11 protein-coding genes are annotated in these 23,470 nt (G+C 64.5%); 6 read left to right on the forward strand and 5 right to left on the reverse strand.

What is annotated here, in order from left to right:
- Positions 1-4: 4 nt before the first annotated feature.
- Positions 5-778 (reverse strand): glucose-1-phosphate cytidylyltransferase, encoded by a 774-nt coding sequence (rfbF, locus tag ABQY74_RS10530; protein WP_039527250.1) that lies wholly within the window; start codon positions 776-778, stop codon positions 5-7.
- A 51-nt stretch (positions 779-829) separates the two neighbouring features.
- Complete coding sequence (locus tag ABQY74_RS10535) at positions 830-1,927, reverse strand: glycosyltransferase (RefSeq protein ID WP_349792223.1); 1,098 nt, start codon at positions 1,925-1,927, stop codon at positions 830-832.
- A 338-nt stretch (positions 1,928-2,265) separates the two neighbouring features.
- Here ABQY74_RS10535 and ABQY74_RS10540 point away from each other — a divergent pair, with 338 nt between their 5' ends.
- The 4 genes from ABQY74_RS10540 to ABQY74_RS10555 all read left to right on the forward strand — a co-directional run bounded on the left by ABQY74_RS10540 (position 2,266) and on the right by ABQY74_RS10555 (position 6,410).
- Positions 2,266-3,396: an NAD(P)/FAD-dependent oxidoreductase gene (locus ABQY74_RS10540; RefSeq protein ID WP_349791355.1), complete on the forward strand. Its 1,131-nt coding sequence runs from the start codon at positions 2,266-2,268 to the stop codon at positions 3,394-3,396.
- 329 nt (positions 3,397-3,725) lie between these two features.
- Entirely contained in the window at positions 3,726-3,983 is a 258-nt protein-coding gene (locus ABQY74_RS10545; protein ID WP_024940389.1) for a KGG domain-containing protein, read from the forward strand.
- A gap of 672 nt (positions 3,984-4,655) precedes the next feature.
- Positions 4,656-5,576 carry a M14 family metallocarboxypeptidase gene (locus tag ABQY74_RS10550; protein WP_039521589.1) on the forward strand — a complete coding sequence of 307 codons (921 nt, stop codon included), beginning with the start codon at positions 4,656-4,658 and terminating at the stop codon, positions 5,574-5,576.
- Between the two features lie 135 nt (positions 5,577-5,711).
- A complete protein-coding gene (locus ABQY74_RS10555; RefSeq protein WP_039521591.1) occupies positions 5,712-6,410 on the forward strand; it encodes a DUF1349 domain-containing protein in 699 nt (232 codons plus the stop codon).
- A gap of 118 nt (positions 6,411-6,528) precedes the next feature.
- Here the strand turns inward: ABQY74_RS10555 and ABQY74_RS10560 are convergent, their stop codons facing one another.
- Complete coding sequence (locus tag ABQY74_RS10560; RefSeq protein ID WP_349792224.1) at positions 6,529-8,340, reverse strand: EAL domain-containing protein; 1,812 nt, start codon at positions 8,338-8,340, stop codon at positions 6,529-6,531.
- A gap of 729 nt (positions 8,341-9,069) precedes the next feature.
- On the opposite strand from ABQY74_RS10560, the gene ABQY74_RS10565 reads away from it, so the two are divergent.
- A complete protein-coding gene (locus ABQY74_RS10565; RefSeq protein WP_349791358.1) occupies positions 9,070-19,266 on the forward strand; it encodes an autotransporter-associated beta strand repeat-containing protein in 10,197 nt (3,398 codons plus the stop codon).
- Positions 19,267-19,380: 114 nt separating this feature from the next.
- Here the strand turns inward: ABQY74_RS10565 and ABQY74_RS10570 are convergent, their stop codons facing one another.
- Both ABQY74_RS10570 and ABQY74_RS10575 read right to left on the reverse strand, forming a co-directional pair.
- On the reverse strand, positions 19,381-22,155 hold the full coding sequence (locus tag ABQY74_RS10570) for a S8 family serine peptidase (RefSeq protein WP_349791360.1): 2,775 nt from the start codon (positions 22,153-22,155) through the stop codon (positions 19,381-19,383).
- 595 nt (positions 22,156-22,750) lie between these two features.
- A complete protein-coding gene (locus tag ABQY74_RS10575) occupies positions 22,751-22,930 on the reverse strand; it encodes a hypothetical protein (protein ID WP_146098498.1) in 180 nt (59 codons plus the stop codon).
- A 249-nt stretch (positions 22,931-23,179) separates the two neighbouring features.
- Between ABQY74_RS10575 and ABQY74_RS10580 the strand changes: the two genes are divergently transcribed.
- The gene (locus ABQY74_RS10580; RefSeq protein ID WP_047125078.1) at positions 23,180-23,455 is read left to right on the forward strand and encodes a hypothetical protein; all 276 of its coding nucleotides are present in this window, start codon (positions 23,180-23,182) and stop codon (positions 23,453-23,455) included.
- Positions 23,456-23,470: the final 15 nt, after the last annotated feature.

The raw sequence follows: 23,470 nt of genomic DNA on the forward strand, positions 1-23,470 counted from the left end.
GTTGTTACTCCCACACGCGCCAGGGCGCGCGATTGGACGACCAAAGGGTTTCGAGATGATTGCGGTCGCGCAGCGTGTCCATCGGCTGCCAGAAGCCGTCGTGGCGATACACGCTCAGCTCATCGCGATCGACCAGTGTTTCCAGCGGGCTGTTCTCCCAGACGGTGGCATCGCCGTCGATCACATCGATCACGCGCGGGTCCAGCACGAAGAAACCGCCGTTGATCAGGCCGTCGCCGTCCAGCGGTTTCTCGCGGAATCCGGTGACCTGTTCGCCTTCCACACGCAGGGCGCCAAAGCGGCCGGGCGGTTGCACTGCGGTGACCGTGGCCATGCGGCCTTCGCGCTGGTGCAGTGCGATGGCGGCGGTGATGTCCACATCGGCCACACCATCGCCATAGGTCATGCAGAACGCCGCCTCGTCGCGCAGATGCTCGCGTACCCGGCGTAACCGGCCACCGGTCATGGTCTGGGCACCGGTATCCACCAGCGTCACGCGCCAGGGTTCTGCGCGGGTGTTGTGCAGGGTGGTGGTGTTGCTGCCCAGGTCGCAGGTGACGTCGGATTCGCGCATGTGGTAATTCATGAAGAAATCCTTGATCACCTCACCGCGGTAGCCCAGACAGACGATGAAATCCTGGATGCCGTGGTGTGCGTAGATCTTCATGATGTGCCAGAGGATCGGCTTGCCGCCGATCTCCACCATGGGCTTGGGGCGGATGGCGGTTTCTTCGGAAATGCGCGTTCCCAGGCCGCCCGCCAGAATGACTGCTTTCATTGCTATTCCTTGAACTGACGCGCCAGTGACTCGGCGCAGTGCGATGGAGCGCTAGGCGGTCATGCTCAGCGCAATCGCCGGCGGGCAGGCGGCCTGTTCGGCCATCGTGGCCAGGTTGTCGAGCATGGCAAAGCGCTCGGCCATCAGTGGCGGGCGCGGCAACTGCAGCGTCTGCAGGATCTGCGCCCATCGGTGTGCCCAGTCGTGCCGTCGCAGGCATTGCACGGTGTTGTGCAGGCGGGCACACTCCAGTCGGTCGGTCTGCTGCTCCAGATCACGCAGGAACAGGCCAATCTCCTTGCCATCGGCCGGCAGTTCGATCACTGCATCTTCCCAATCGAAGTGCTCGGCAAATTCCGGGCATGCCTGTGCGGAGCCAAGAATCACCGCACCCCCGGCGGCACCTTCGAAATAGCGCGTTGCCAGCGCCTGTTTTTTCACACCCTTGAAAAATCCTTGGGTGTCGACCACGAAGTCGTGCGCCATGAAGAACTTGGCGCGTTTGATCATGGCTGCCGACTGCAGCCGATGGGCAGCCCAGTCCTGCACCGCGCCACCGCGCAGCACATCGTGCAGATAGAAAAAATCCGGGTTGGCCTGTGCATGCGCAAGCAACTGCGCGTGCACCTGCGGCATGCGCCGGCCGATGCTGACCACATCGATGCAGCGCTGCGGTGGCCGCGGCTGTGGCGTTGCCAGCAGGGTGTCGCAGGCGCTGGCCAGAAACGATACCGGCGTGCTGGTATAGCTACGCAGCGCATCGACGCAACTGGCATTGAGCACGAACACATGGTCGAACTGATCCAGCAGTTTCAACTCGGCTTTCTGCGATTCCAGCAATTCCGGCCAGGTTTCCAGCAGATACACCACGCGGGTACGGCAGCGCTCGCGCCGTCCCTTGATGCGCCCCAGCGTGCTCAATTCCCGGGGGAACTGGCACACGTAGAAGAACAGGTCATAGTCCTGTTCGACCACCCGTGGCTGTGCGTTGGAGAGCGCAGGTTGCCCGCTCAGCCGCTGCAGCGCAGAGACACTGCGGTATTTGAGTTCGTTGAGCAGATACGACACGCCGGGATTGACGCCGCGCCCGCGGGTGTAATCGGCCGCGGGCGGGCACAACAGCTGCGCGTGTTCCAGACTGCGGACCACGTTGAGCAATGCATATGCCTGCCCATTGAAGGCCTCTGGCCATGAAGGCCTCTGGCCATGCCTCGTAATTGGAGGCAAGCAGGACCGAACGCGTTGCGTCCATTCAAACTCCTTCGGTGATTGCAGCTTCGAACCGGACGCGACGGGGTGCGCTCGGGTGGGGGAAGAATGCACACCGCAAAATTCGGAAAACGTCTGTCGGCGTTGAATAACGTGATTTACGTCATGGCTTGAGCTGAATATAGAGCTGGATAGTGAGAAAACAGTGATAACGGTCGCGACAATCCTGCCCGTTCTAGTGTGCGGATAGACTGATCGGCCATCGTGTGAGAGCGGCCATGCAAGACGTCGAGTGCATCGTGATAGGTGCCGGAGTGGTGGGGCTGGCAATTGCGCGCGAGCTGGCGATGCGAGGGCACGAGGTGCTGGTGCTGGAATCCGACAGCGCCATCGGCACCGGCAGCAGCGCACGCAACAGCGAGGTGATTCATGCCGGCCTCTACTATCCGGCCGCTTCCTTGAAAGCGCAGCTGTGCATCAGCGGCAACCCGCTGTTGTATGCGTACTGCGAGCAGCGCCACGTGCCGCATCGGCGCTGTGGCAAATTGATCATCGCCTGCGACCACGCGCAGCGCGACCAGCTCGAGCAGTTGCACCGCAGTGCCATCGCCAGCGGCGCGCACGGCTTGCTGCCGCTCGACGCTTCGCAGGTACAGGCGCGCCAACCGGCCTTGCGCTGCGTGGCGGCGCTGGAATCCACCACGACCGGCATCATCGACAGCCATGCGCTGATGCTGGCGTTGCAGGGCGATGCCGAAGCGCATGGCGCCACTGTGGCGCTGCGCGCACCAGTCGCGCAGGTCGAGCCGCTTGCGCAGGGCTTGCGCGTGAGCGTCGCGGGCCAGGCGCCGGCAAGGCTGACCTGCGCCTGGCTGGTGAACGCGGCCGGCCATGGTGCGCCGCCACTGGCCGCGCGGATCGACGGTCTGCCTGCGCATGCACAGGTGCGCGGCTATTTCGCCAAGGGCAGCTACTTCACCCTGGCGGGGCGCTCGCCCTTCCAGCAGTTGATCTACCCCATGCCCGAACCCGGCGGCCTGGGTGTGCATCTCACGCTGGATCTGCATGGGCATGCGCGCTTCGGCCCCGACGTGGAGTGGGTCGCGCAGCCCGACTATCACTGCGAGCCAGCGCATGCGGCGCGTTTTGCCGCAGCGATCCGGCGTTACTGGCCTGGCCTGCCGGACGACGCATTGCAGCCCGGCTATTGCGGTGTGCGGCCGAAGATCAGCGGGCCGGGCGAGGCGGCGGCCGATTTCCGCATCGACGGTCCGTCCATGCACGGCATCGCCGGTCTGGTGAACCTGTTCGGGATCGAGTCGCCAGGCTTGACCTGCTGCCTGAGCATCGCGCGGCATGTGGCCGCATTGCTGGCTGACGGGCGCAGCGCCACTACGCTGCCGGTCTGACATCGCCGAACCTTGCGCCTGGTTGCGGTTCGCTGACGCATTGTGCGAGCCAGGCATCGATCGATCTGACGATGCTGCATGCCTGGGTGCTGCCGGCGGCGGCCGCATGGGCAGGCGGTTCGTGCGGGCTGCGTTGGTAGCGCTATCGGTGCCTCACGTGTGCAACATCAGCCCACGCAAGGCAGGAGTGCAAGATTTGCACAGCGAGCGCAGCTGTTTTTTCCTGCATCGTGCGGCGTGGCGCCGTCCGGCAAGGCTTTATGGGTTGGCACGATAGTTGCTTTCCCCCTCCTACCAGTGGCGTGATCGACGCATCGAGAGGAGGCACAGTGGAAGACGGACAAAGCAGTACTCGTAGCCGGCGCGGTTTTGCCGCATTGGATCCTGAAAAGCGCCGCGTATTGGCGAGCAGCGGCGGCAAGGCAGCGCATGCCAGCGGCAACGCGCACGAATTTACCAGCGACGAAGCACGCGAAGCTGGCCGCAAGGGCGGCCAGGCCGTCAGCCGCGATCGCGATCATATGTCGCGGATCGGCAGCAAGGGTGGGCGTTCCAAGCAGGCCAAACCTCAGGAAGAGGCCGTCTAGGCAAGAGTGCGGCGCGCATCTGGCGCGCCGTTCTTGCTGCAGCGGACTGCAGGCCCTGCACGCCATGTGCGGGGCCTGCTTCGTTTTGCGGAGCTGTCCGCAGCGCTGGCAGCATGTCTGGAACAATCGATTGCAGCGACATGTTGTTTTTAATCTGCTTGTGCGTTGCTTGGGTTGATTGAGACCTGATAAAGATATTGATGTGCAATGCATCACGACGAGATCGGAAGTTTTTTCACTCGTTGTCGCACGCACGCTATCGATTGCAGGGAAATATTTCGCGATTGCCTGGTGCACCTACCCAGGTGAATGCAGGATTTGCACCCACTGCAGAGTTGCAAAACCGGCAGATGGAGTAGGAGCCAAGCGCGTTCGGTGGAAGGCTAGGGATGCCACTGCATGGCAGCTCGCCTGTCTTGAACCCTTCGACCGCCCAACACTGAAACCGGGTCAGCGAATAGGGCAGGCCCAACCGCGGCCACAGTTGCGGCAATCCTTATCCAAAGCGGTATCGCGCCCAATGTCGACACAGCCTTGTTGACAGGCAAATTTGAAGGTCAGCAGCAACCGGGCTCGACCTTACGGGTCGTCACCATCATCGCATCTTCCGCCGAATGGACCGCCCGGCGCGCAGCGCTTACCCTGGCCGTCTTTCAATGGACGGCACCGGTAATGACAGAACGCATGGCCTATCCGATCGGCACTCCACAACAGGCCTGGGGCGAGGCGGAGCGCGCCGCATGGCGGGCACGTCAGCTGCGTCAGCGCAGTCATGCCGACGATGTGGTGCAGGTCATCGATGTACTGGATGCCAGCTATGAGCGTGTGCATTACGGGACGATCCGGGCGGCAGCCGAGCAATATCCGCTGATCGCGCTGCGCAGCGCGCAGTGGGACGCCGGTTTACCTTGCGCGCTGGTGACCGGTGGCGTGCATGGCTATGAAACCAGCGGCGTGCAGGGCGCACTGCAGTTCCTGCAGCAACGCGCGGCGGCCTACGCAGGCAAGCTCAATCTGCTGGTGGTGCCTTGCGTCAATCCGTGGGGCTACGAGCGAATCCAGCGCTGGAATGCCCATGCCATCGACCCCAATCGTGCGTTTCGGCCGGACAGCCCGGCCGCCGAGTCGGCGGCCTTGATGCAGCTGGTCGCCACAGTGGCCGGACAGATGCTGGTGCATATCGATCTGCACGAAACCACCGACAGCGACGAGAGCGAATTTCGTCCGGCCCTGGCCGCACGTGACGGCGTCGATTTCGTGCCCGGCAGTATTCCCGATGGCTTTTACCTGGTGGGCGATAGCGACGATCCGCAACCGCAGTTCCAGCAGGCAATCATTGCCGCCGTCGCCGAGCTCACTCATATCGCACCTGCCGACGCGAACGGCCAGATCATCGGCGCAGCGGTGGTCGCTCCTGGCGTGATCAACTACCCGGTACGGCGTCTGGGCCTGTGCGCGGGCGTCACCGACGCGCGCTATCGCACCACCACCGAGGTGTATCCGGACAGTCCACGCGCGACGCCCGCGCAGTGCAACGCTGCGCAGGTGGCTGCGATCTGCGCAGCGCTGGAATACGCGCTCGCACAGCGCTGACAGCGTGGGTTGGCGCCAGCACTGAAGCTGTTGCCGCAGCGACGCCAGCCATCCGCAGCACTGCCCAGGCACACGCGTTTTTGCCCGATCGCGCGGCTAGACTATGCAGTTCTTCAAATGCATGGACGACACTGAATGACCCACGATGCGATAGACGGTGCACGCAGACGCCTGCTGGGCGGCGCGATGGGAATGGCCATCAGCGGCGGTGTGCTTGCCAGGCAACCCAAGACGGAGAACACGATGGCGCAGGACACGCAGTGGCAGAATGGCAGCTGGCTCAATCGGCCACGGACCGTCGCAATCAGCGGCGGCACTTTGGACGTGGTCACCGACAAGGCCACCGATTTCTGGCGCAAGACGCATTACGGATTTACGCGCGATAGCGGGCATTTTCTCGGTATCACCGCCGCAGCGCGCTTCACTGCGCAGTTGCGGGTGCGTGCGCAATACGAGTCGCTCTACGATCAGGCCGGCATCATGGTGCGCGTGGACGAGCAGCACTGGGTCAAGGCGGGCATCGAGCTTAGCGATGGCCGTGCCATGCTCAGCAGCGTATTGACCAACCCGGTCTCGGATTGGGCGACCGGCCCTTACGAGGCCGACCCCAAGGACTTCTGGATACGCGCCACCGTTGCCGACGGCGTCCTGCGTCTGCAGGTATCGGCCGATGGCCGGACCTGGCCGCTGGTCAGGCTTTGCCCGTTTCCCGTCGCCGACGCGTACCAGGTCGGGCCGATGTGCTGTACGCCGGAGCGTGCCGGGCTGAAGGTGCGGTTTTCCGACTGGACGCTAGGTCCGCCGCTGGGCAAGGACCTGCACGATCTGAGTTGATGGTCGCGTGGCAACGCAGCGTGCGCGCTGCGTTGCCACGCGTATCACTGCAGCAGGCGAGGGCGGCGCTGTGTGAGTCGATCAAGGACGATGCACGCGCCTACTTGAGCAGATCGCATCACGGCAAGCGCTGTTCGGCCACCGCGCCTGCCACATAGGCCGCCACCAGCTCCGCTTCCATCGGCCGGGCCAGCAGATAGCCCTGCGCTTCATCGCATCCCCAGCTACGCAGCAGCGCAATTTCGTCGGCGTGTTCGATGCCTTCCGCAACGGTGCGATATCCCAGCGCGCTGGCCAGGCGTACCACCGCCTCGGCGCGCAACTGCATGCCGGCCTTGGTGGCGATGCCGGTCACCAGCGAGCGATCGAGCTTGAGCACGTTGACCGGCAGCTCGGTGAGGTAACCGAAGTTGCTGTAGCCGGTGCCGAAGTCGTCGATGGCCACACTGACCCCGGCGTCGCGCAGGGTGCGCAGCCGGGGCACGGCCTCGACATTGCTGCGCAACCAGCGGCCCTCGGTGATCTCCAGCTCGATGCGATGGGTGGGAATGGCCAGTTCCCTGCAACGTTGGATGACGTCTGCGGCGAGATTGCGGTTGCCGAAATCGCGCGAAGACAGATTGATCGACATGGAGAAATCCAGCCCCTGCGCACGCCAGCTGGCCAAGTGCACCAGCGCGTTCTCGATTACCCAGTTGGTGACGGTGCACATCAAGGCGGTCTTTTCGAACAAGGGAATGAATTCATCCGGGCCGATCGGGCCGAGGCTGGCATGCCGCCAGCGCAACAGCGCCTCGAAGCCGGTCACCGACATGTCTGCAAGATTGATCCGGGGTTGGAACACCAGGCGGAAATCGCCGGCTTCCAGCGCCTTTTCGGCATCCAGTGCCAACCGGTACGAGCGCTGGATCGCATCGTCGTGGGAGGCGCTGTACCAGCACACGATGGCGTGATTACTGATCGCATCGCCCAGCGCCACCAGCCCCTTGCGCATGACATCGTTGGTGTCCGGTTGCTGCGGTGCAAAGCGCACCACACCGGCATGAAAGGTCAAGGACATGGGGATGCCGGCCGCATCCATCGGCGCATGCAGCATGTCGCGCAGATCGAGCAACAGGTCTTCCATCTCGTCTGGCGCAGAATTCAACAGAAAAAACGCAAAGCGCATCGGTGCCACGTGATAGACGGTGGCTTTGCCGCGCAGCGCGCGCGTCAGTACATAGCTGGCGTGGCGCACCAGTTCTTCCAGCGGCTGCATGCCCAGTGCCTGACGTGCTTCATTGGCTGCCTGGGTGTCGTAGACCTCGATGAAGGCAGCGATGGTCGGTACGCAGTGGCTGCCGAAGGCGAGGGCATCCAGGTCCGATTGCAACTGGCGTGCATTGAGCAGGCCGCTGTGCGGTTCGCGCCGCCCGGCGCCGAACTGCAGTTCCAGTTGCGCCGCGGCCACATTGGCGAACATCAGCAGCTGTTGGTGTTCCTGGCTGGCCAGGCGACGCTCGCGCGTATCGATCACGCACAAGGTGCCGAAGACGCCGGTCTGCGGTGCACCGACCGGGACGCAGGCAATAAAGCGCGCCGGCAAGCCCGGGAAGGCGGCGTCGCCCAGTTGGATCGGGGCAAGGGCGGCAGGTTCAATCAGTTCCGTCACGCCATTGGGCGCCGCAGACGCATGCCGGCACAATTCAATGGCCTGCTCGACATGGGCGGCACTGATGCCGCGCGCCGCCAGCACGCGCACGCGGCCGCCCTCGACGATGGTCAGTGCGGCCGCAGGCGCAACCAGGGCGTGGCACAGCAGGCGCGCGATCTGATCGAGCGGCTCCATGCCACCCAGGTCGATCGGCACACCCGACCAGTCGAAGTGCTGTTCCTGCCGTTTGGTATCCAAAGCAAGCGTCATGTCGTCAGATTCCGTGTTGAAGATCACACACTGCATGGCTACTAGAAACAAACCGAGGTCATCGACAGGTGACGATCATCGGGCACTAAAACCTTTTCGAATAAGCCGGCCTCTTCAATAAAATCCACCGCAGGCTATCGAACGCGACAATAAACTGGACAGGCGGAGTGGCCGAATACAAATACCGCAATCAATGAGCGGCGTCGACGGTTGATGGTGGTCTTAATGGTGAAAGCGGGCTCATTAAAACAACTGGCGGCACTGCAGTGATCGGGAATTCATTCCTGCGCCGCAGCATTCCACACAAAGTTGTAGTCGAAATGGTTCGGTTCGCTAATATCCAGGCTGCCGCATCAGATCGCTTTAAATCATTCGACCTCATCCAATCAAATTCCGCTTTACAGCTGAATTATGCCATTTTTTTACTTGAAGCCTGCCGCGCATGATCTGTGGCGCATGCCGCATGAGGTGGCGCGACAACACTGACGGGCACGAGCAAACCAGTCGACAGTTTCGACGTGTGTCATGGATAGTTTTGTGGTTAGTGATATTCAGCACAGTTTCATGCATGGCGCTTTGCCTATTAATCTCCCAATATTATCCGCAGGGAATGGTATTAAACGTACTCATCCGTAGGCGATACCGGTTGGTGCGGCAAAAGCTGTTTTAAACCGACTCGACAGTAAATCAACTTTCTGCTGTTGGAGAGCGCGTGTGTGTGTGTGCGTCTCTGCACGGCGATACAGGGGGAATAAAATGAATCGTGCATTTGCGCTGGTCTGGAACGCGGCGATTGGCAATTGGGTGGTGACGCACGAGCTGGTACGTCGGCGGCGCAAGCCCGGTTCAACCCGCCGCAGTGTGGCGAGCCTGGTCGTCCTGGCGATGGGAGCCACCGCACCGATGCTGGCCTGGGGGGCATGCACACCTGCGCTCCCCACAGCGGGTGCAACCGTCACCTGCACAGGGTTGCCAATCACCAGCAACAGCTTCGCAAGCAACGCAAACAACCTGACCATCAACGTTGCGGCTGGCACGCAAATGACCGCCGGGCTGCTGGGTGGCACCGCCATTGCGCTCAGTGGCACCAATGCCACGCTCAACAACAGCGGTACGATCGATCCCTCGGTGCTCGGCCTGTTGTCGGTGTTGAGCACCGGCGTCACCATGGGCAACGCCAGTTCCACCACGGTGACCGCCAATAATCTCGCCACCGGCGCGATTTACGGTACCGGCGGCCTGCTGGGAGCGAACCTGCTCAATCTCGACGGCATGGCGCTTGGCATCACCTCGGCCAGCAATGGCGTCGTGCAGATCAACAATGCCGGCCTGATCGATAGCCGTGCATTGTTGAACCTGTCGGTACTGAGTGCGGATACGCCGGTGATTGCAGTCAGCGGCGGCGGTACCGTCAATGCGGTCAACACCGGCACCATCAACGGGCGTGTGGGCTTCCAGAGCTCGGCCACCGGCAACAGCTTCGTCAACGCCGGCACCATCAACGGCAGCGTGTCGATGGGGGCGGGCAGCACCAACAGCTTCACGGCGGTGACTGGCGGCAGCGTCAACAGCGGCGGCGGGCTCGCGCTCGAACTGCTCGGGCCGGGTGGCTTGCTGAGCTTTGCGCAGACCGGTGTGGTGGATGGCGGCGCAGGCGGCACCAATACGCTGATCCTGCAGAATTCGCCCACCGGCACTGGCAGCGGCAGCACCGGAGTCGGAACACTCAGCACCGCGCAGTACATCAATTTCGGCAGCCTGCGCGTCAACAGCGGCACCTGGTCGGTGGGGGGCGGAAGCAACTTCGGCAGCAGCGCGCTCAATGGCGGCGTACTGCAGTTTGCCAATCCTGCGCAGCTAGGCACTGCCATCACCGCCAACGGCGGTGCGCTGGAGGCGACGGCCGCCGGCCTGACCCTGTCGCCTGCCGGCGGCATCACGTTGGGAACAGGTGGCTTGATCTTGCAGGGCGCCAATGCCCTGACCGTTGCCAGCCCCATCATCGGCACCGGTGCGCTGACCAAGACCGGGACCGGTGCGTTGGGCCTGACCGGCAGCAATACCTTCAGCGGTGGCATCAACCTGCTCGGCGGCTCAGTGACCGTTGGCACCAATGGCGCACTGGGAACAGGCGCCGTCAATGCATCTGCCGGCAGCGTACTTTCCAGTGCGGCAGTCGACTTGCCGAACGCGTTCGTGCTCAACGATTTCATCGGCATCGGCGGTGCCAATAACCTGCGACTTGGCGGCGGCATCAGCGGTGCCGGCGCGCTGAACAAGATCGGCACCGGCACGCTCACCCTGGGCGGCAGCAATACCTACGCAGGCGGCACGACGCTGAGTGCGGGGACGCTGCTGATCGAAACCAACACCGCGCTCGGAGCGGGCACGGTGACAGCCGCCGGTGGGCAGCTGGATACCAGCGCTCCACTGACCCTGGCCAACAATGTTGCCTTGACCAATACGCTGGGCCTGGGTGCCAGCGGCAATGCGCTGACCCTGACCGGCACGCTTGCCGGTGCGGGTGGCGTCAACAAGACCGGCACCGGCACGCTCGCACTCAACGGCACCAACACCTTCGCTGGCGGAACCACACTGGCATCGGGCACCTTGCAACTGGGCAGTGCCTCGGCACTGGGAACCGGCGGCTTGAACGTCACCGGCGCGTCCAGCCTCAGCAGCAGTGCGCCACTGACGGTGGCCAACGGCATCAGCCTTGGCGGACCCTTGAACTGGACCGGCGCGCAGGCGCTGACATTGAGCGGTGCCATCAACGGTGGCGGCAGCCTGATCAAGAGCGGTGCGGGCGACCTCACCCTGACCGGTAACAACGCCTACACCGGTGGCACCAGCTTGAATACCGGGCGCCTGGTGGTGGGCTCGAACGCGGCACTGGGCACCGGCACCCTGACCGCAAGCGGCGGCGAGCTGGATGCCACCGCTGCGGCAACCCTGGGCAACACGATTGCACTCACCGGTAGCTTGGGCGTGGGCAGCAGCGGCAATGCCTTGAACCTGACCGGCGCCATTGGCGGCACCGGTGCGTTGAACAAGCTCGGCACCGGCAGCTTGACCCTGAGTGGCCTGAACACCTATGCCGGCGGCACCAACCTCAATGCCGGCATCTTGCAGGTGGCCAGCGGCACCGCGCTGGGCACGGGGGCGTTGAACGTCACCGGCAATGCGGCCCTGCAAAACACGGCGGCCACCTCGTTGAGCAACGCGATCGCGTTGACTCCAGGTGCGCTGACACTCAGCGGGGCGCAAGCACTGACACTGGGTGGCGCGATCAGCGGCACCGGGAGCCTGATCAAATCCGGCACCGGCGACCTCACGCTGAGCGGCAACAATCTGTACAGCGGCGGCACCACGCTCAGCGCCGGCAAGCTGACGGTAGGCAGCGACACCGCGCTCGGTGTTGGCGCGCTCAGCGCAGCAGCCGGTACCACCCTGGACAATGCAACTGTCAGCACGCTGGCCAATGCCATTGCGTTGGCAGGCCTGGTCAATGTGGGTGGCAGCAACGCGCTCACGCTTACCGGCGCCATCACCGGCGTGGGCAGCCTGGACAAGCTGGGGCCCGCCAGACTGACCCTGGCCGGCAACAACAGCTACACCGGCGGCACGCGCCTGAGTGCAGGCAGCCTGATCCTGGGCAGCGACACCGCCTTGGGTCTTGGCACCCTGACCGTCGGCGGCGGACTGCTCGACAGCACCGCCGCACGCGTGCTCGCCAACAACGTGGCGCTGGAAGCGGACCTGCAGCTCGGCGGCAGCCAGGATCTCACTCTCACCGGTGCGGTCAGTGGCGTGGGGGGCGTGGTCAAGGACGGCAATGCTGCATTGACGCTGGCTGGACCCAACAGTTTTGCCGGTGGCGTGGATCTCAATGCAGGCGTGCTGCTGATCGGCGACGGCGCAGCCCTGGGCACCGGGGCGCTGACCGCTGCCGATGGCACGCAGCTGCAGGCCACCGCCGCGACCACGATCGGCAACGCTGTAGTGCTCAACGGTGCGCTTTCGCTCACCGGCAACAACGATCTGGGCGTCACCGGCATCGTCAGTGGCGCAGGCAGCCTGATCAAGCAGGGCGCCGGTGCGCTGACCCTCACCGGCAACAATGTCTATACCGGCGGCACCTTGCTCGACACCGGCATCCTGTCGGTCGGCAGCGACAGCGCACTCGGCACCGGCGCGCTCACCGCTGCCGATGGCACGCAGCTCACTGCCAGCACTGCGGTGACCTTGCAGAACGCGGTCAATGTCGCCGGTCAACTCGCCATCGATGGTCAGGACCTTACCCTCGATGGCGTGGTCGACGGCACCGGTCGCCTGATCAAGAACGGCACGCAAACGCTCACGCTCAATGGCAACAATACCTGGGCGGGCGGACTGCAACTGCAGGGCGGCGCAGTGGTGGTCGGCAGCGACACGGCACTGGGCTTGGGCACGCTGAGCGCCGCCGCGGGCACCACACTGGATGCCAGCAGCGCGGTGACGCTGGGCAATGCGCTTGCCTTGAATGGCGCACTCACCTTGCCTGGCACGCAGGACATCACGCTCAACGGCGTGGTCAGCGGCAGCGGCAGTCTCGACAAGCAAGGCGCTGCCACGCTGACCTTGGCCAATGCCAATACCTTCAGCGGCGGCGTTGCGCTGAATGCGGGGCGTGTGGTGCTCGGCAACGACGCTGCGCTGGGCGTGGGTGCGCTGCTGGTCGGCGGCCCTGCCGAACTGGATGCCGCTGCCGCGCTGACGCTGGGCAATGCGGTGCAGTTGAACGATCAGCTCACGCTGGTCGGCAGCAACGATCTCGGCTTGAACGGTGTCATCACCGGCACCGGCAGCCTGATCAAGAATGGCGCCACCACGTTGTCGCTCAACGTGGGCAACAGCTATAGCGGTGGCACCACGCTGACGGCCGGCACCATTGCGGTCGGCGCCAACGATGCACTCGGCACCGGCAGCCTGTCGGTGGTCGGCAATGCAGCGCTGAGCAACGCGATTGCGGTGGCGCTGGGCAACGACATCGCACTTGGCGCAGCGCTCACCGTGGACAACGGTGCGGACATGCTGGTCAGCGGCAGCATCAGCGGTACAGGGGACTTGATCAAGACCGGTGCCGGCACCCTGACCTTGAATGGCAGCAACACCTACACCGGCCCGCTGGCGATCCAGGCCGGCACGCTGGTGGCCAGCACCGCCGCCTCGCTTGGCAACGCCAGCAACGTCGATGTCGCTGCAGGTGCGGTGCTGAATCTCAGCAACGGCGGCCTGATCAGCGCGCTCAGCGGCGCCGGCAATGTCAACACCGATGCCGGCGGCACGCTGCAGTTGGGCGGTGGCGATTTTGGCGGCAGCCTTGGCGGTGGCGGCAATCTGGACAAGGTCGGTGCCGGCACGGTGCGCCTGCTCGGCAACAGCGCGATCGGCGGTGCCACCCAGGTCAGCGGCGGCACCCTGGATGTGATCGGCACCCTGGGCACCAGCGCATTGAATGTGGCGCTGGGCGGCACGCTGACCGGCACCGGCACCACCGGCAATGTGGGAAGCAATGTGACCATCGCCGACGGCGGCCGGCTTGCATTGACCAGTGGCTCCTCGCTCAGCGTGGGTGGTCTGACCCTGGCACCGGGTGCGTTTTTGGATGTCGCACTGGCAGCGCCGAGCAATACGCGGCTGCTCGCGGTCAATGGCGACCTCACCCTGGACGGCACGCTCAACATCACCGACATCGGTGGGTTCGGCACGGGTGTGTACCGGCTGATCGACTACACCGGCCTGCTCACCAACAACGGTCTGGCGATCGGCCTGTTTCCGGGCAGCGTGGATCTCAGCCAGCTCGCGCTGCAGACCGCCATCGGCCAGCAACTCAACCTTGTGGTGACGGCGCCGGGCAGCATCGTGCAGTTCTGGGATGGTGTGCAAACCACCGCCAACGGCACCGTCGACGGCGGTGCAGGAACCTGGGGTGCGGCGACCAACTGGACCAACCAGGACGGCAGCGCCAACAGCACCTGGCAAGGCGATTTTGCGGTCTTTGCCGGCAACGCAGCCACCGTCGGCGTGGTGGGGACGCAGAGCATCGGCGGCCTGCAGTTCGTCACCGATGGCTATCAGTTGACCGACGCCGGTGCGGGTGGACTGGCTGTGACTGCGCCGTTGACCGCGATCCGTGTGGATCCGGGTGCAACCGCCAGCATCGATGTCGCCATTTCCGGCAGCGGTGGCGTGGAAAAACTCGACACCGGCACGCTGGTGCTCGATGCGGCCAACAGCTATACCGGCGGGACCGCACTCAGCGGCGGCACCCTGGTGCTGGGCGACGCGCAGGCGCTGGGCACCGGCACCCTGACCGCAGCAACCGGCACCAGCCTCGATAGCAACCAGGCATTGGCGGTCGGCAATGCGGTGGTGCTGGATGGTGCGGTCAATCTGGTCGGCAGCAACGACCTGCGCTTGTCCGGCCCGATCAGCGGCGCGGGCAGTCTGATCAAGAACGGCGCGTCCACGCTCACGCTCGACGGCGCCAACAGCTACGTCGGCGGCAGCGTGTTGAACGCAGGCACCCTGGCGGTTGGCAGCAACACCGCGCTCGGTGTCGGCAGCCTGTCGGTGCTGGGCAATGCCACCTTGAGCAACGCGATTGCGCTGGCACTGGGCAATGCGGTCAATCTTGGTGCCGATCTGACCATTGCCAGCGCGGACGATCTGGCCCTGACCGGGGTACTGAGTGGCGCAGGTGCCTTGACCAAGACGGGCCTGGGCACCTTGACCTTGTCCGGCGGCAACACGTTCACCGGCCCGGTGTCAGTGCAGGCCGGCGTGCTCGCCACCGGCGCCCCCGGCGCATTGGGCAACACCAGCGCCGTGGACGTTGCCGCAGGTGCCGGGCTCTCGCTCGGCAGCAATGCGGCCTTGGGCGCAGTGACCGGGCAGGGCAATGTCGCGGTGCTGGGCGGCACCACGCTGCAGCTTGGCACCAACAACGTCGGCAGTACTTTTGCCGGCAGCCTGAGCGATGCAGGCAATCTGGACAAGGTCGGCATCGGCACCTTGCAGCTCACCGGCACCAGCGCGCTCGGCGGTACCACCCAGGTCACCGCCGGCACGCTGGACGTGGATGGCACGCTGGCCAGTGCAGGTGGCCTGACCGTGGGCAGCGGTGCCAGCTTGAGCGGCAGCGGCGTGGTCGATGCGGCGGTCACGGTGAATGACGGCGGCCGTCTGGTGGTGACCAGTGGCGCAGTGTTGACCACCGGCAGCCTGAGCCTGGCTCCCACTGCCACGCTGGACGCGTTCCTGGGCATCCCCAGCCAGACCGGCGTGTTGGCGGTCAATGGCGATCTCACCCTGGACGGCACGCTCAACATCACCGACATCGGCGGCTTCGGCACCGGTGTGTACCGCCTGATCGACTACAGCGGTGGCTTGACCGACAACGGCCTGGGCATCGGCACGCTGCCCGGTACGATCGATCCCACCCAGCTGACGTTGCAGACCGCGCTGGCCCAGCAGATCAACGTGGTGCTGCTGGCGCCCGGCAGCAACGTGCAGTTCTGGGATGGTGCGCAGACGGTTGCCAATGGCAGCATCGATGGCGGCGCAGGCATCTGGGCTGCAGGCTCTACCAACTGGACCTCGATCGATGGGCTGAGCAACAGCGACTGGCAGAACAGTTTTGCCGTGTTCGCCGGCACCGCCGGCAATGTAGGCGTGCAGGGCACGCAAGGCATTACCGGCATGCAGTTCGTCAGCGACGGGTATGTGCTGAGCGATGCCGGCGGCGGTGCATTGAGCGCCAATGCGGCCACCACCATCATCCGGGTCGACCCCGGCGTCACCGGCACCATCGATGTGGGCATCGGCGGCACCGGCACGCTGCAGAAACTCGACACCGGCACGCTGGTGCTGAGCGCCGCCAACACCTACACCGGCGGCACCGCGCTCGGCGGCGGCACGTTGGTGCTGGGCGATGCGCAGGCATTGGGCACCGGCACGCTGACCGCGGCAGCCGGCACCAGCCTCGATACCGATCAGGCATTGGCCGTGGGCAATGCGGTGGTGCTCGACGGTGCGGTGACGCTGCTCGGCAGCAACGATCTGGCCCTGACCGGCGCCATCAGCGGTGCCGGCAGCGTGATCAAGGCCGGTGCATCCACGCTCTCGCTCAGTGGCAACAACAGCTATGCCGGCGGGACCGCGCTGAGCGATGGCACCTTGTCGATCGGCAGCAACAACGCGCTGGGCACCGGCAGCTTGTCGGTGGTCGGCGCTGCGGTGCTGACCAACCCTGTTGCCGCAACCGTGGGCAATGCGGTCGCCCTGGGCGCTGCGCTGAGCGTCGACAATCCGGCAGACCTCACGCTTGCCGGCGATATCAGCGGCAGTGGCGCCTTGATCAAGACCAACACCGGCACGCTGACACTGGACGGCAGCAACAGCTACATCGGTGGCACGACGGTCAACGCCGGCACGCTGGTCGGCGACAGCGACAGCCTGCAGGGAGCCATCGTCGACAATGCGACGCTGGCGTTCAACCAGGCGGCTGATGGCGTGTTCACCGGCTCGATCACCGGCACCGGCAGCGTGATCAAGGACGGCGTCGGCGCACTATTGCTCAACGGTGCGAACGGGTACACCGGCGGCACCACGATTGCGGCCGGTACCTTGATCGGCGACACCACCAGCCTGCAGGGCGATATCGCCAACAACGCGGCACTGGTGTTCAACCAGAACACCAGTGGCGTCTATGCCGGCACCCTCAGCGGCACCGGCTCACTGCAGAAAGCCGGTACCGGCGCGCTGCAACTGCTCGGGCCCAACACCTATACCGGCGGCACCGTGATCAGCGCCGGCAGCCTGATCGGCAACACCACCAGCCTGCAGGGCAATATCGTCGACAACGCCACGTTGGTGTTCGATCAGGCCAGCGATGGTGTGTTCGCCGGTGCAGTCAGCGGCACCGGCAGTGTGGTCAAGCAGGGAGCGGGGGCGTTGACGCTGGTTGCGCCCAATACCTATAGCGGTGGCACCACCATTGCCAGCGGCAGCCTGATCGGCAACACCACCAGCCTGCAGGGCAACATTGTCGACAACGCGACACTGGTGTTCGACCAGGCCGGCGATGGCACGTTTGCCGGCAACGTCACCGGTACCGGTACGTTGATCAAGAACGGCGCGGGCGCGTTGACGCTGGATGGCGTCAATGCCTATCTCGGCGGCACCACGATCAATGCAGGCACATTGATTGGCGATACCGACAGCCTGCAGGGCAATATCGCCAATGCCAGCGCGCTGGTGTTCCAGCAAACCGCCAATGGCACCTACGCGGGGACCTTGTCGGGTACCGGCAGTCTGCTCAAGGATGGTGTGGGCACCTTGCTGGTCACCGCAAACAGCAGTGGCTTCACCGGGCCGATCACGATTGCCGCAGGAACCTTGAGTGTGGGTAATGCTGCCAATCCAGGCGCCGCATTGGGCGGGCCGGTCACGGTGGGTCCGGGCGGCACGCTCACCGGCAGCGGCAGCATCGGCGGCCTGACCTCCGGTGGCACCGTGGCGATCGGTGGTACGGCTGGCACGATCAGCGTCGGCGGCAATGCCGCGCTCGGAAATGGCTCCACCCTGCAGGTCACGCCGGGCGCAGGCGGCACGGTGACACCGATCAGCGTGGGCGGGGCGGCCACGCTGGCACCGGGCAGCACCCTGCAACTGGTGCGTGCGACTGATCTGCCGTTGTTCACCGAGATCCCGGTCATCAGCGCCGCTGGCGGGCTGACCGGGCAATTCACCAACGTCGTTTCCGACTACGCCTTCGTCACGCCAAATGTCAGCGCCAGTGCCACTGCGCTGTCGGTGTCGTTTGGCCGCAATACCGTGGCCATGGTCGATGCAGTCACCGCGCCCAACCAGCAGGCTGCCGCAGCTGCGGTGGATGGCTTGCCGACCACCAGCCCGGTCTACCAAGCGGTAGTGCGTCTGCCCGACGACCCGCAAGCGATCAGCACGGCGTTTGCCTCGCTGTCGGGCGAAAGCCATGCCAGCACGGCGACCGCTTTGCTGGATAGCCGCTTCCTGCTGAGCGGCGTCGGCAATCATCTGCGTGGCGACAGTCAGGATGCGCGGGTGGGCGACACCACGGTCTGGATCACCGGCCGTAGCCTGCCCAATCGTGTCGATGGAGATGCCAACACCGCCTCGGTGCGGCGCGAGGACAACGGCATCATGGCCGGTGCAGAACGGCGCATTGGCGAGCGCAGCGTGGTCGGTGTCGCGGTCGGTAATCAGGATATCGAAACCCGCTCGCGCGAATCCTTGGATCGTTCCGATATCGATGGCACCCATGCGGGCATCTACGCCCAGGCCGATTGGTCCGCTTTCGCTGTGCAGGCTGCGGTCGACTATGCGGACTACAGCGTGGACAGCAGCCGTCGGGTGATGTTGCCCGGCGTGCTCGAAGAGCGGCTGACCAGCAATTACGATGCGAAGGCCGTCACCGTGTCGCTGGAAGCGGCCTGGAATCTGCGCACCGGCAATGCGGTGTACAGCCCGTTTGTTGCGGCGGACTACACGCACCTGAAGACCGACGGCTTCAACGAGCGCGGCGGCATAGCCGGGCTGTCGGTGGATAGTGCCAAGGACGAGTACACCACCAGCACGGTGGGCGTACGCGGGCGTTGGCAGTTGGGTGCGGCGGCCGGGGTGTACGCCTCGGTGGGTTGGCGGCATGCGTTCGGTGACCGCGCTGTGGAGCGGTCGGCCGGTTTCATCGGCACCGGCTCGCAGTTTTCGGTGCAGAGCGTCACGCTGGCGAAGAACGCGGTGGTCGGCGAACTGGGCGTCAGCCTGATCACCTCGCCCAACAGCCGCATGGCCTTGTCGTTGCAGGGACTCAACGGCGATGGCCAGACCGCATACGGCGGCCAGGTCACCTGGGGCTGGAGCTTCTGATTCACCGCAGACCAAAAAGCCCCGGCATTGCCGGGGCTTTTTTTTTGCCTGATGCGCAGTGCTGCATGGCATCAGTGGTTGCAGTGACCAAGTGCGGTCGGGTGCCGGTCGCGATCAGAACTGCCAGCGCAAACCGACATTGGCATTGATGCTGTTGGCATCGGAACGACCGCGCTCGGCGCCCACGTTGCCATAGATGGAGAAGGCATCGTTGAGCTGGTAGCGCACGCCCACCGAGGCACGCGCCGACTGCTTGGACACCGGCTCGCCGGCCACGTTGAAGCGCGCTTCCGGCAGACCGGTGAACCAGGCGGTGAAGTCCGAGTTCGGATTGCCGAGCAGCGAACGGTAGGCGATCAAGCCATCGAAGCCCCACTTGCCGCGCACCAGATGACCGCGCACACCCACCTCGCCGTAGCCGGCGCGCAGCGTGTCGCTGTTGGCGCTCAACCCCAGCCCGGTGGCCGAGGCTTCGCTGAAGGCATCCTGGGTCTGGCTGACCACGCCTGCGGCAATGAACGGCGACAACCCTGCCTGCGGCATCAGGCCGACTTCGGCACGCAGCGACCAGTTGGTGTCGTGGCGGCGATCCTGCAGGCGCTCGCCGATGCTGCCGGCCTGCACCGTGCGTTCGGTGTCCACATTGCTCATGCCGTAGGAACCGATCCCGGACACGTACGCCTGGCCGATCGGCTGATACAGATACGCGGTCATCGCGTAACGGTCCGAGCGCAGGCGGCTGGCCGATGCATCGATGTGCGCACGGTCCTGCCCCGAACTCAGCGCCGCACCCACGATGGTGCCGGCGTTGCCCATCGGCAGATCCACGCCGACGGTGGTGGCCTGCTGGGTGTAGTCGGCCGAGTCGAAGCCCTTGCCGCCCAGTTCGCCGTCCAGATAGCTGCCCTGCATCCAGGTGGTTAGCGTGGTGGTGTCGGCCAGGTAGGGCAGGCGATCGGCCGCCACGCGTGCATCGTTAAGTGCGGACTGGAAGCCCAGCGTGCGCTCGATGCCGTGTACCTGGCCGGCCAGGGTCGGCAGCGATGCGGCAACCTGCGCATCGTTGGCCGCCAGCAGCGCGCCGGTAGCGCTGATCAAGCCACCCAGGTTATCCGTATCGCCGGAGGCCACACGCGTATCCAGCACCTTGACCAGCGTATCGGCCTGCGTGGCACCGTTGACCACCGACTGCGGCGCACCGGCCGCTTGCGCGCTGGCAGCGGAGGCATTGCGGGTCAGCGTGGCGGTGACGGTAGTGGGGTCGTAGGCGAGCGAAGCAGTCCAGAAGAAGTTGTTGGCGTACTGCACGCGGTCGAAGGTGCCCTGCAGCGCGCCGGCCTTGACGATCTTCTCGCTGCTGCCGACGTTGTAGCCAGCCGCTTCCGGCAGTAACAGCAGGTTGCCCTTCAGGCTGGCCTGGCCGGTGACGGTCAAGCCCTTGCCCAATTCGATGGCGGTGGTGCCGGTGTTGTTCGCCAGGCTGTAGCCGCCGTTGATGACACCGCCGCGCGATTCGAACGTGGCCGAGTTGAGCACAATGACATCCGAACGCAGGCTGCCGGACAGTGCGAGCACGCCGTCGCTGACGCTGGTGCCGCCGGTGTAGGTGTTGTTGCCGCTGAGCGTGAGCTTGCCGGTGCCGTTCTTGGTCAGGCCGCCGGCGCCGGAGATGTCATTGCTGAAGGTGCTGTCGTAGCCGGAGGTCACATTCGCCGACCAGTTGCTGGCGAACTGGCCCGGGCCCTTGATCGCCTTGGCCGCATTGACCAGGCCGAAGCCGTACAGCGCATCCACGCCGGGGTCGCCCAGGTCGGTGGCGGTGGTCAGCAGGGTCTGCTGCAGGTTGGAGGCGCTCATCCACGGATACACGCCCAGCACCTGCGCCGCGATGCCGCTCACTGCGGCAGTGGAGAACGAGGTGCCGGCGATCTGGCCCTGCAGCTCGGTGCCGGCCAATGCCGGTGCGAAGTAGCTGCCCGGCGCCACCAGGCACCACTGTGCAGCGGCGCCGCAATGGTTGGAATAGCTGGTCAGACCGGCGGCATTGCCGGCGCTGTCGATGTTGACCGCGCCCACGGCCAGCCAGTTGTTACGCAGGCTGGCTTCCTGCACCGGCGTCGCTGCAGGGTAGGAGGCTTCCGCCGCGCCTTCGTTGCCAGTGGCGGCCACGATCAGCGCATCGGCCTGCACCAGCGGGGTCAGCGCGTACTTCCAGGCCAGCGCGGCATTGGCACTGCTGGCCGCATCTGCATACGAGGCGCCGATCGACAGGTTGGCGATCCGCACGCCGGCTGCCGCCAGGTCCACCGCCGCGCGGCGGGTCTGCTGGGTACCGCAGGAGTTTTCGGCGCAGATGCGCGCATAGAACAGGTCAGCATCCGGCGCGATGCCGCCGGCGAAGCCATCCTGCGCGGTGCCCAGCACCAATGCCGAGATGACGGTGCCGTGGCCGCGCAGCGCGTTCGACGTGGATTCCGGTGTGCCGGGGCTGGCGGTGTAATCGTTGAAGGAATCGACCTTGCCGCTGATCGGCGCGTAGCTGCCGTAGAGGTTGTCGTCCAGCACTGCCAGCTTGACGCCCTGGCCCCTGGCACCGGCCTGCTGTGCCAGATCCGCATTGGTCGGCACCAGCAGGTTGCTGCCCAGGCCCTGGTAGCGGGCGGGCGCAGGTGCCGGCGTCGGCGCGGTCTTGGGCAACGGGTCGGCCGTGGTGGTGCCCGGCGTCGTCGGCGTCGTTGGAGTTGTCGGGGTTGTCGGCGTAGTAGGCGTCGGAGCGACCACCGTGGTCTGCGGCGGATCACTGCGGACATTGCCGCCGCCGCCACCGCCGCCACAGGCAGTCAGGACAAGGCAGGAGGCGATCGTGGTTGCGAGTAGCGAGCGATTCATAGGTTGGTCGATTCCGGTAGTGGCGCGCCGCAACTGCAAAAGATCTAAAATTTGGCGCAGACGATTCCATCACCGGGGATTACCGGCGTGGCATTTGATTTCACGTGTTATTCACTTTATCCGCCGCGAATCCGTCCCCTCAGATAAGCGCTTCGGATAACACGGTGATGCGCCGACGCATTGAACCGTGTGCTTGCGAGATTGTTTAACGGCGCTATCCGTAAACTCTAAAACCTGAACGGACAGTTGCTATTCAGAGAAAAACATCACGCATAGGGTTTTACGATTTAATCCATAGCCAAATTGGATTAGAAAACTCCTTATCAGGCCCGACTGCAAAGAAATGTCAGAGCGGACGCGACAATAAGCGGTCACGAATCTCCGGGGGCGGCAATCCTAAATGCGATGCATATCGCAGGTAATCGGGAAATGCGTCGAAGATGTCGGTGAATTGCCCACACGCCGTAGCGGATTCGACTGTAAGTTAGCAGCTCTAACGGACTCTTCCGTATCAGGCCTGACCGGGTGCGGTTCATCGAAATGACACCGGTGTTATATTAAATTTTCTGCTACTAGACGAATATATCCGCCGGATTTATATTGACCAAAAACGAGCAAGCCCGGCCATTGTGCCCAATTCTCCGCATTTCCTATATGAAATTCGCAAGGAGATATGCTCGAAGAAACGATGGATGTTCAATGCGCCGAATAAAAATTCGAGGCCGGTGCGCCTTTGCTTCAGGCCATCAAAGCTGAATGCCAGGGGAATATTCAAGCCGATTGTTTCCGGGGGGAACTCAAAATTCGGCGTTCCCCTACAGCAGATTATTCTGATGATGTCTCTCGTCGGTGCCGCTGCGTGCACCACGCAGGGTGCGACATCGGTGTCATCGCAGCATGGTGGGCCTGCTCAGGCTGCGGCAGTCCTGTCAGGAGTGCGCCGCTGGTGCTGCGCTAGCGTCTGCATAAATTGTTCAAATTGCCACGCCACCAAATTTGGGCATCACAGCTATGCTCGAGCCCGATGAGTACCCACTGCACCGAAAGAATGTCCACGGAAGGCACCGACCAGGGCCTGCCGTACCGCGTGGTCGCTCGACAGCTCGGGCACCGGCGCATCGTGCTGGAGACCTTGCAGGTCTGTGGGCATCCCGTGCCGCTGCCGGCTGCGCCCACCTTCGGCTCGCTACAGACCGCGCTGGAGATCGGTACCAGGCTGGCCGAGCAGTACATCGGCCAGTTGGTCGTCAAGCAGGCCGGCGTGCGGCCTGCGCTGGCGGCTGGCCCGGCGCCGCTTTAGCGGGGTCCGATCGGT

It is taken from the genome of Xanthomonas sp. WHRI 7064, assembly GCF_040202355.2.
GTDB lineage: Bacteria > Pseudomonadota > Gammaproteobacteria > Xanthomonadales > Xanthomonadaceae > Xanthomonas > Xanthomonas arboricola.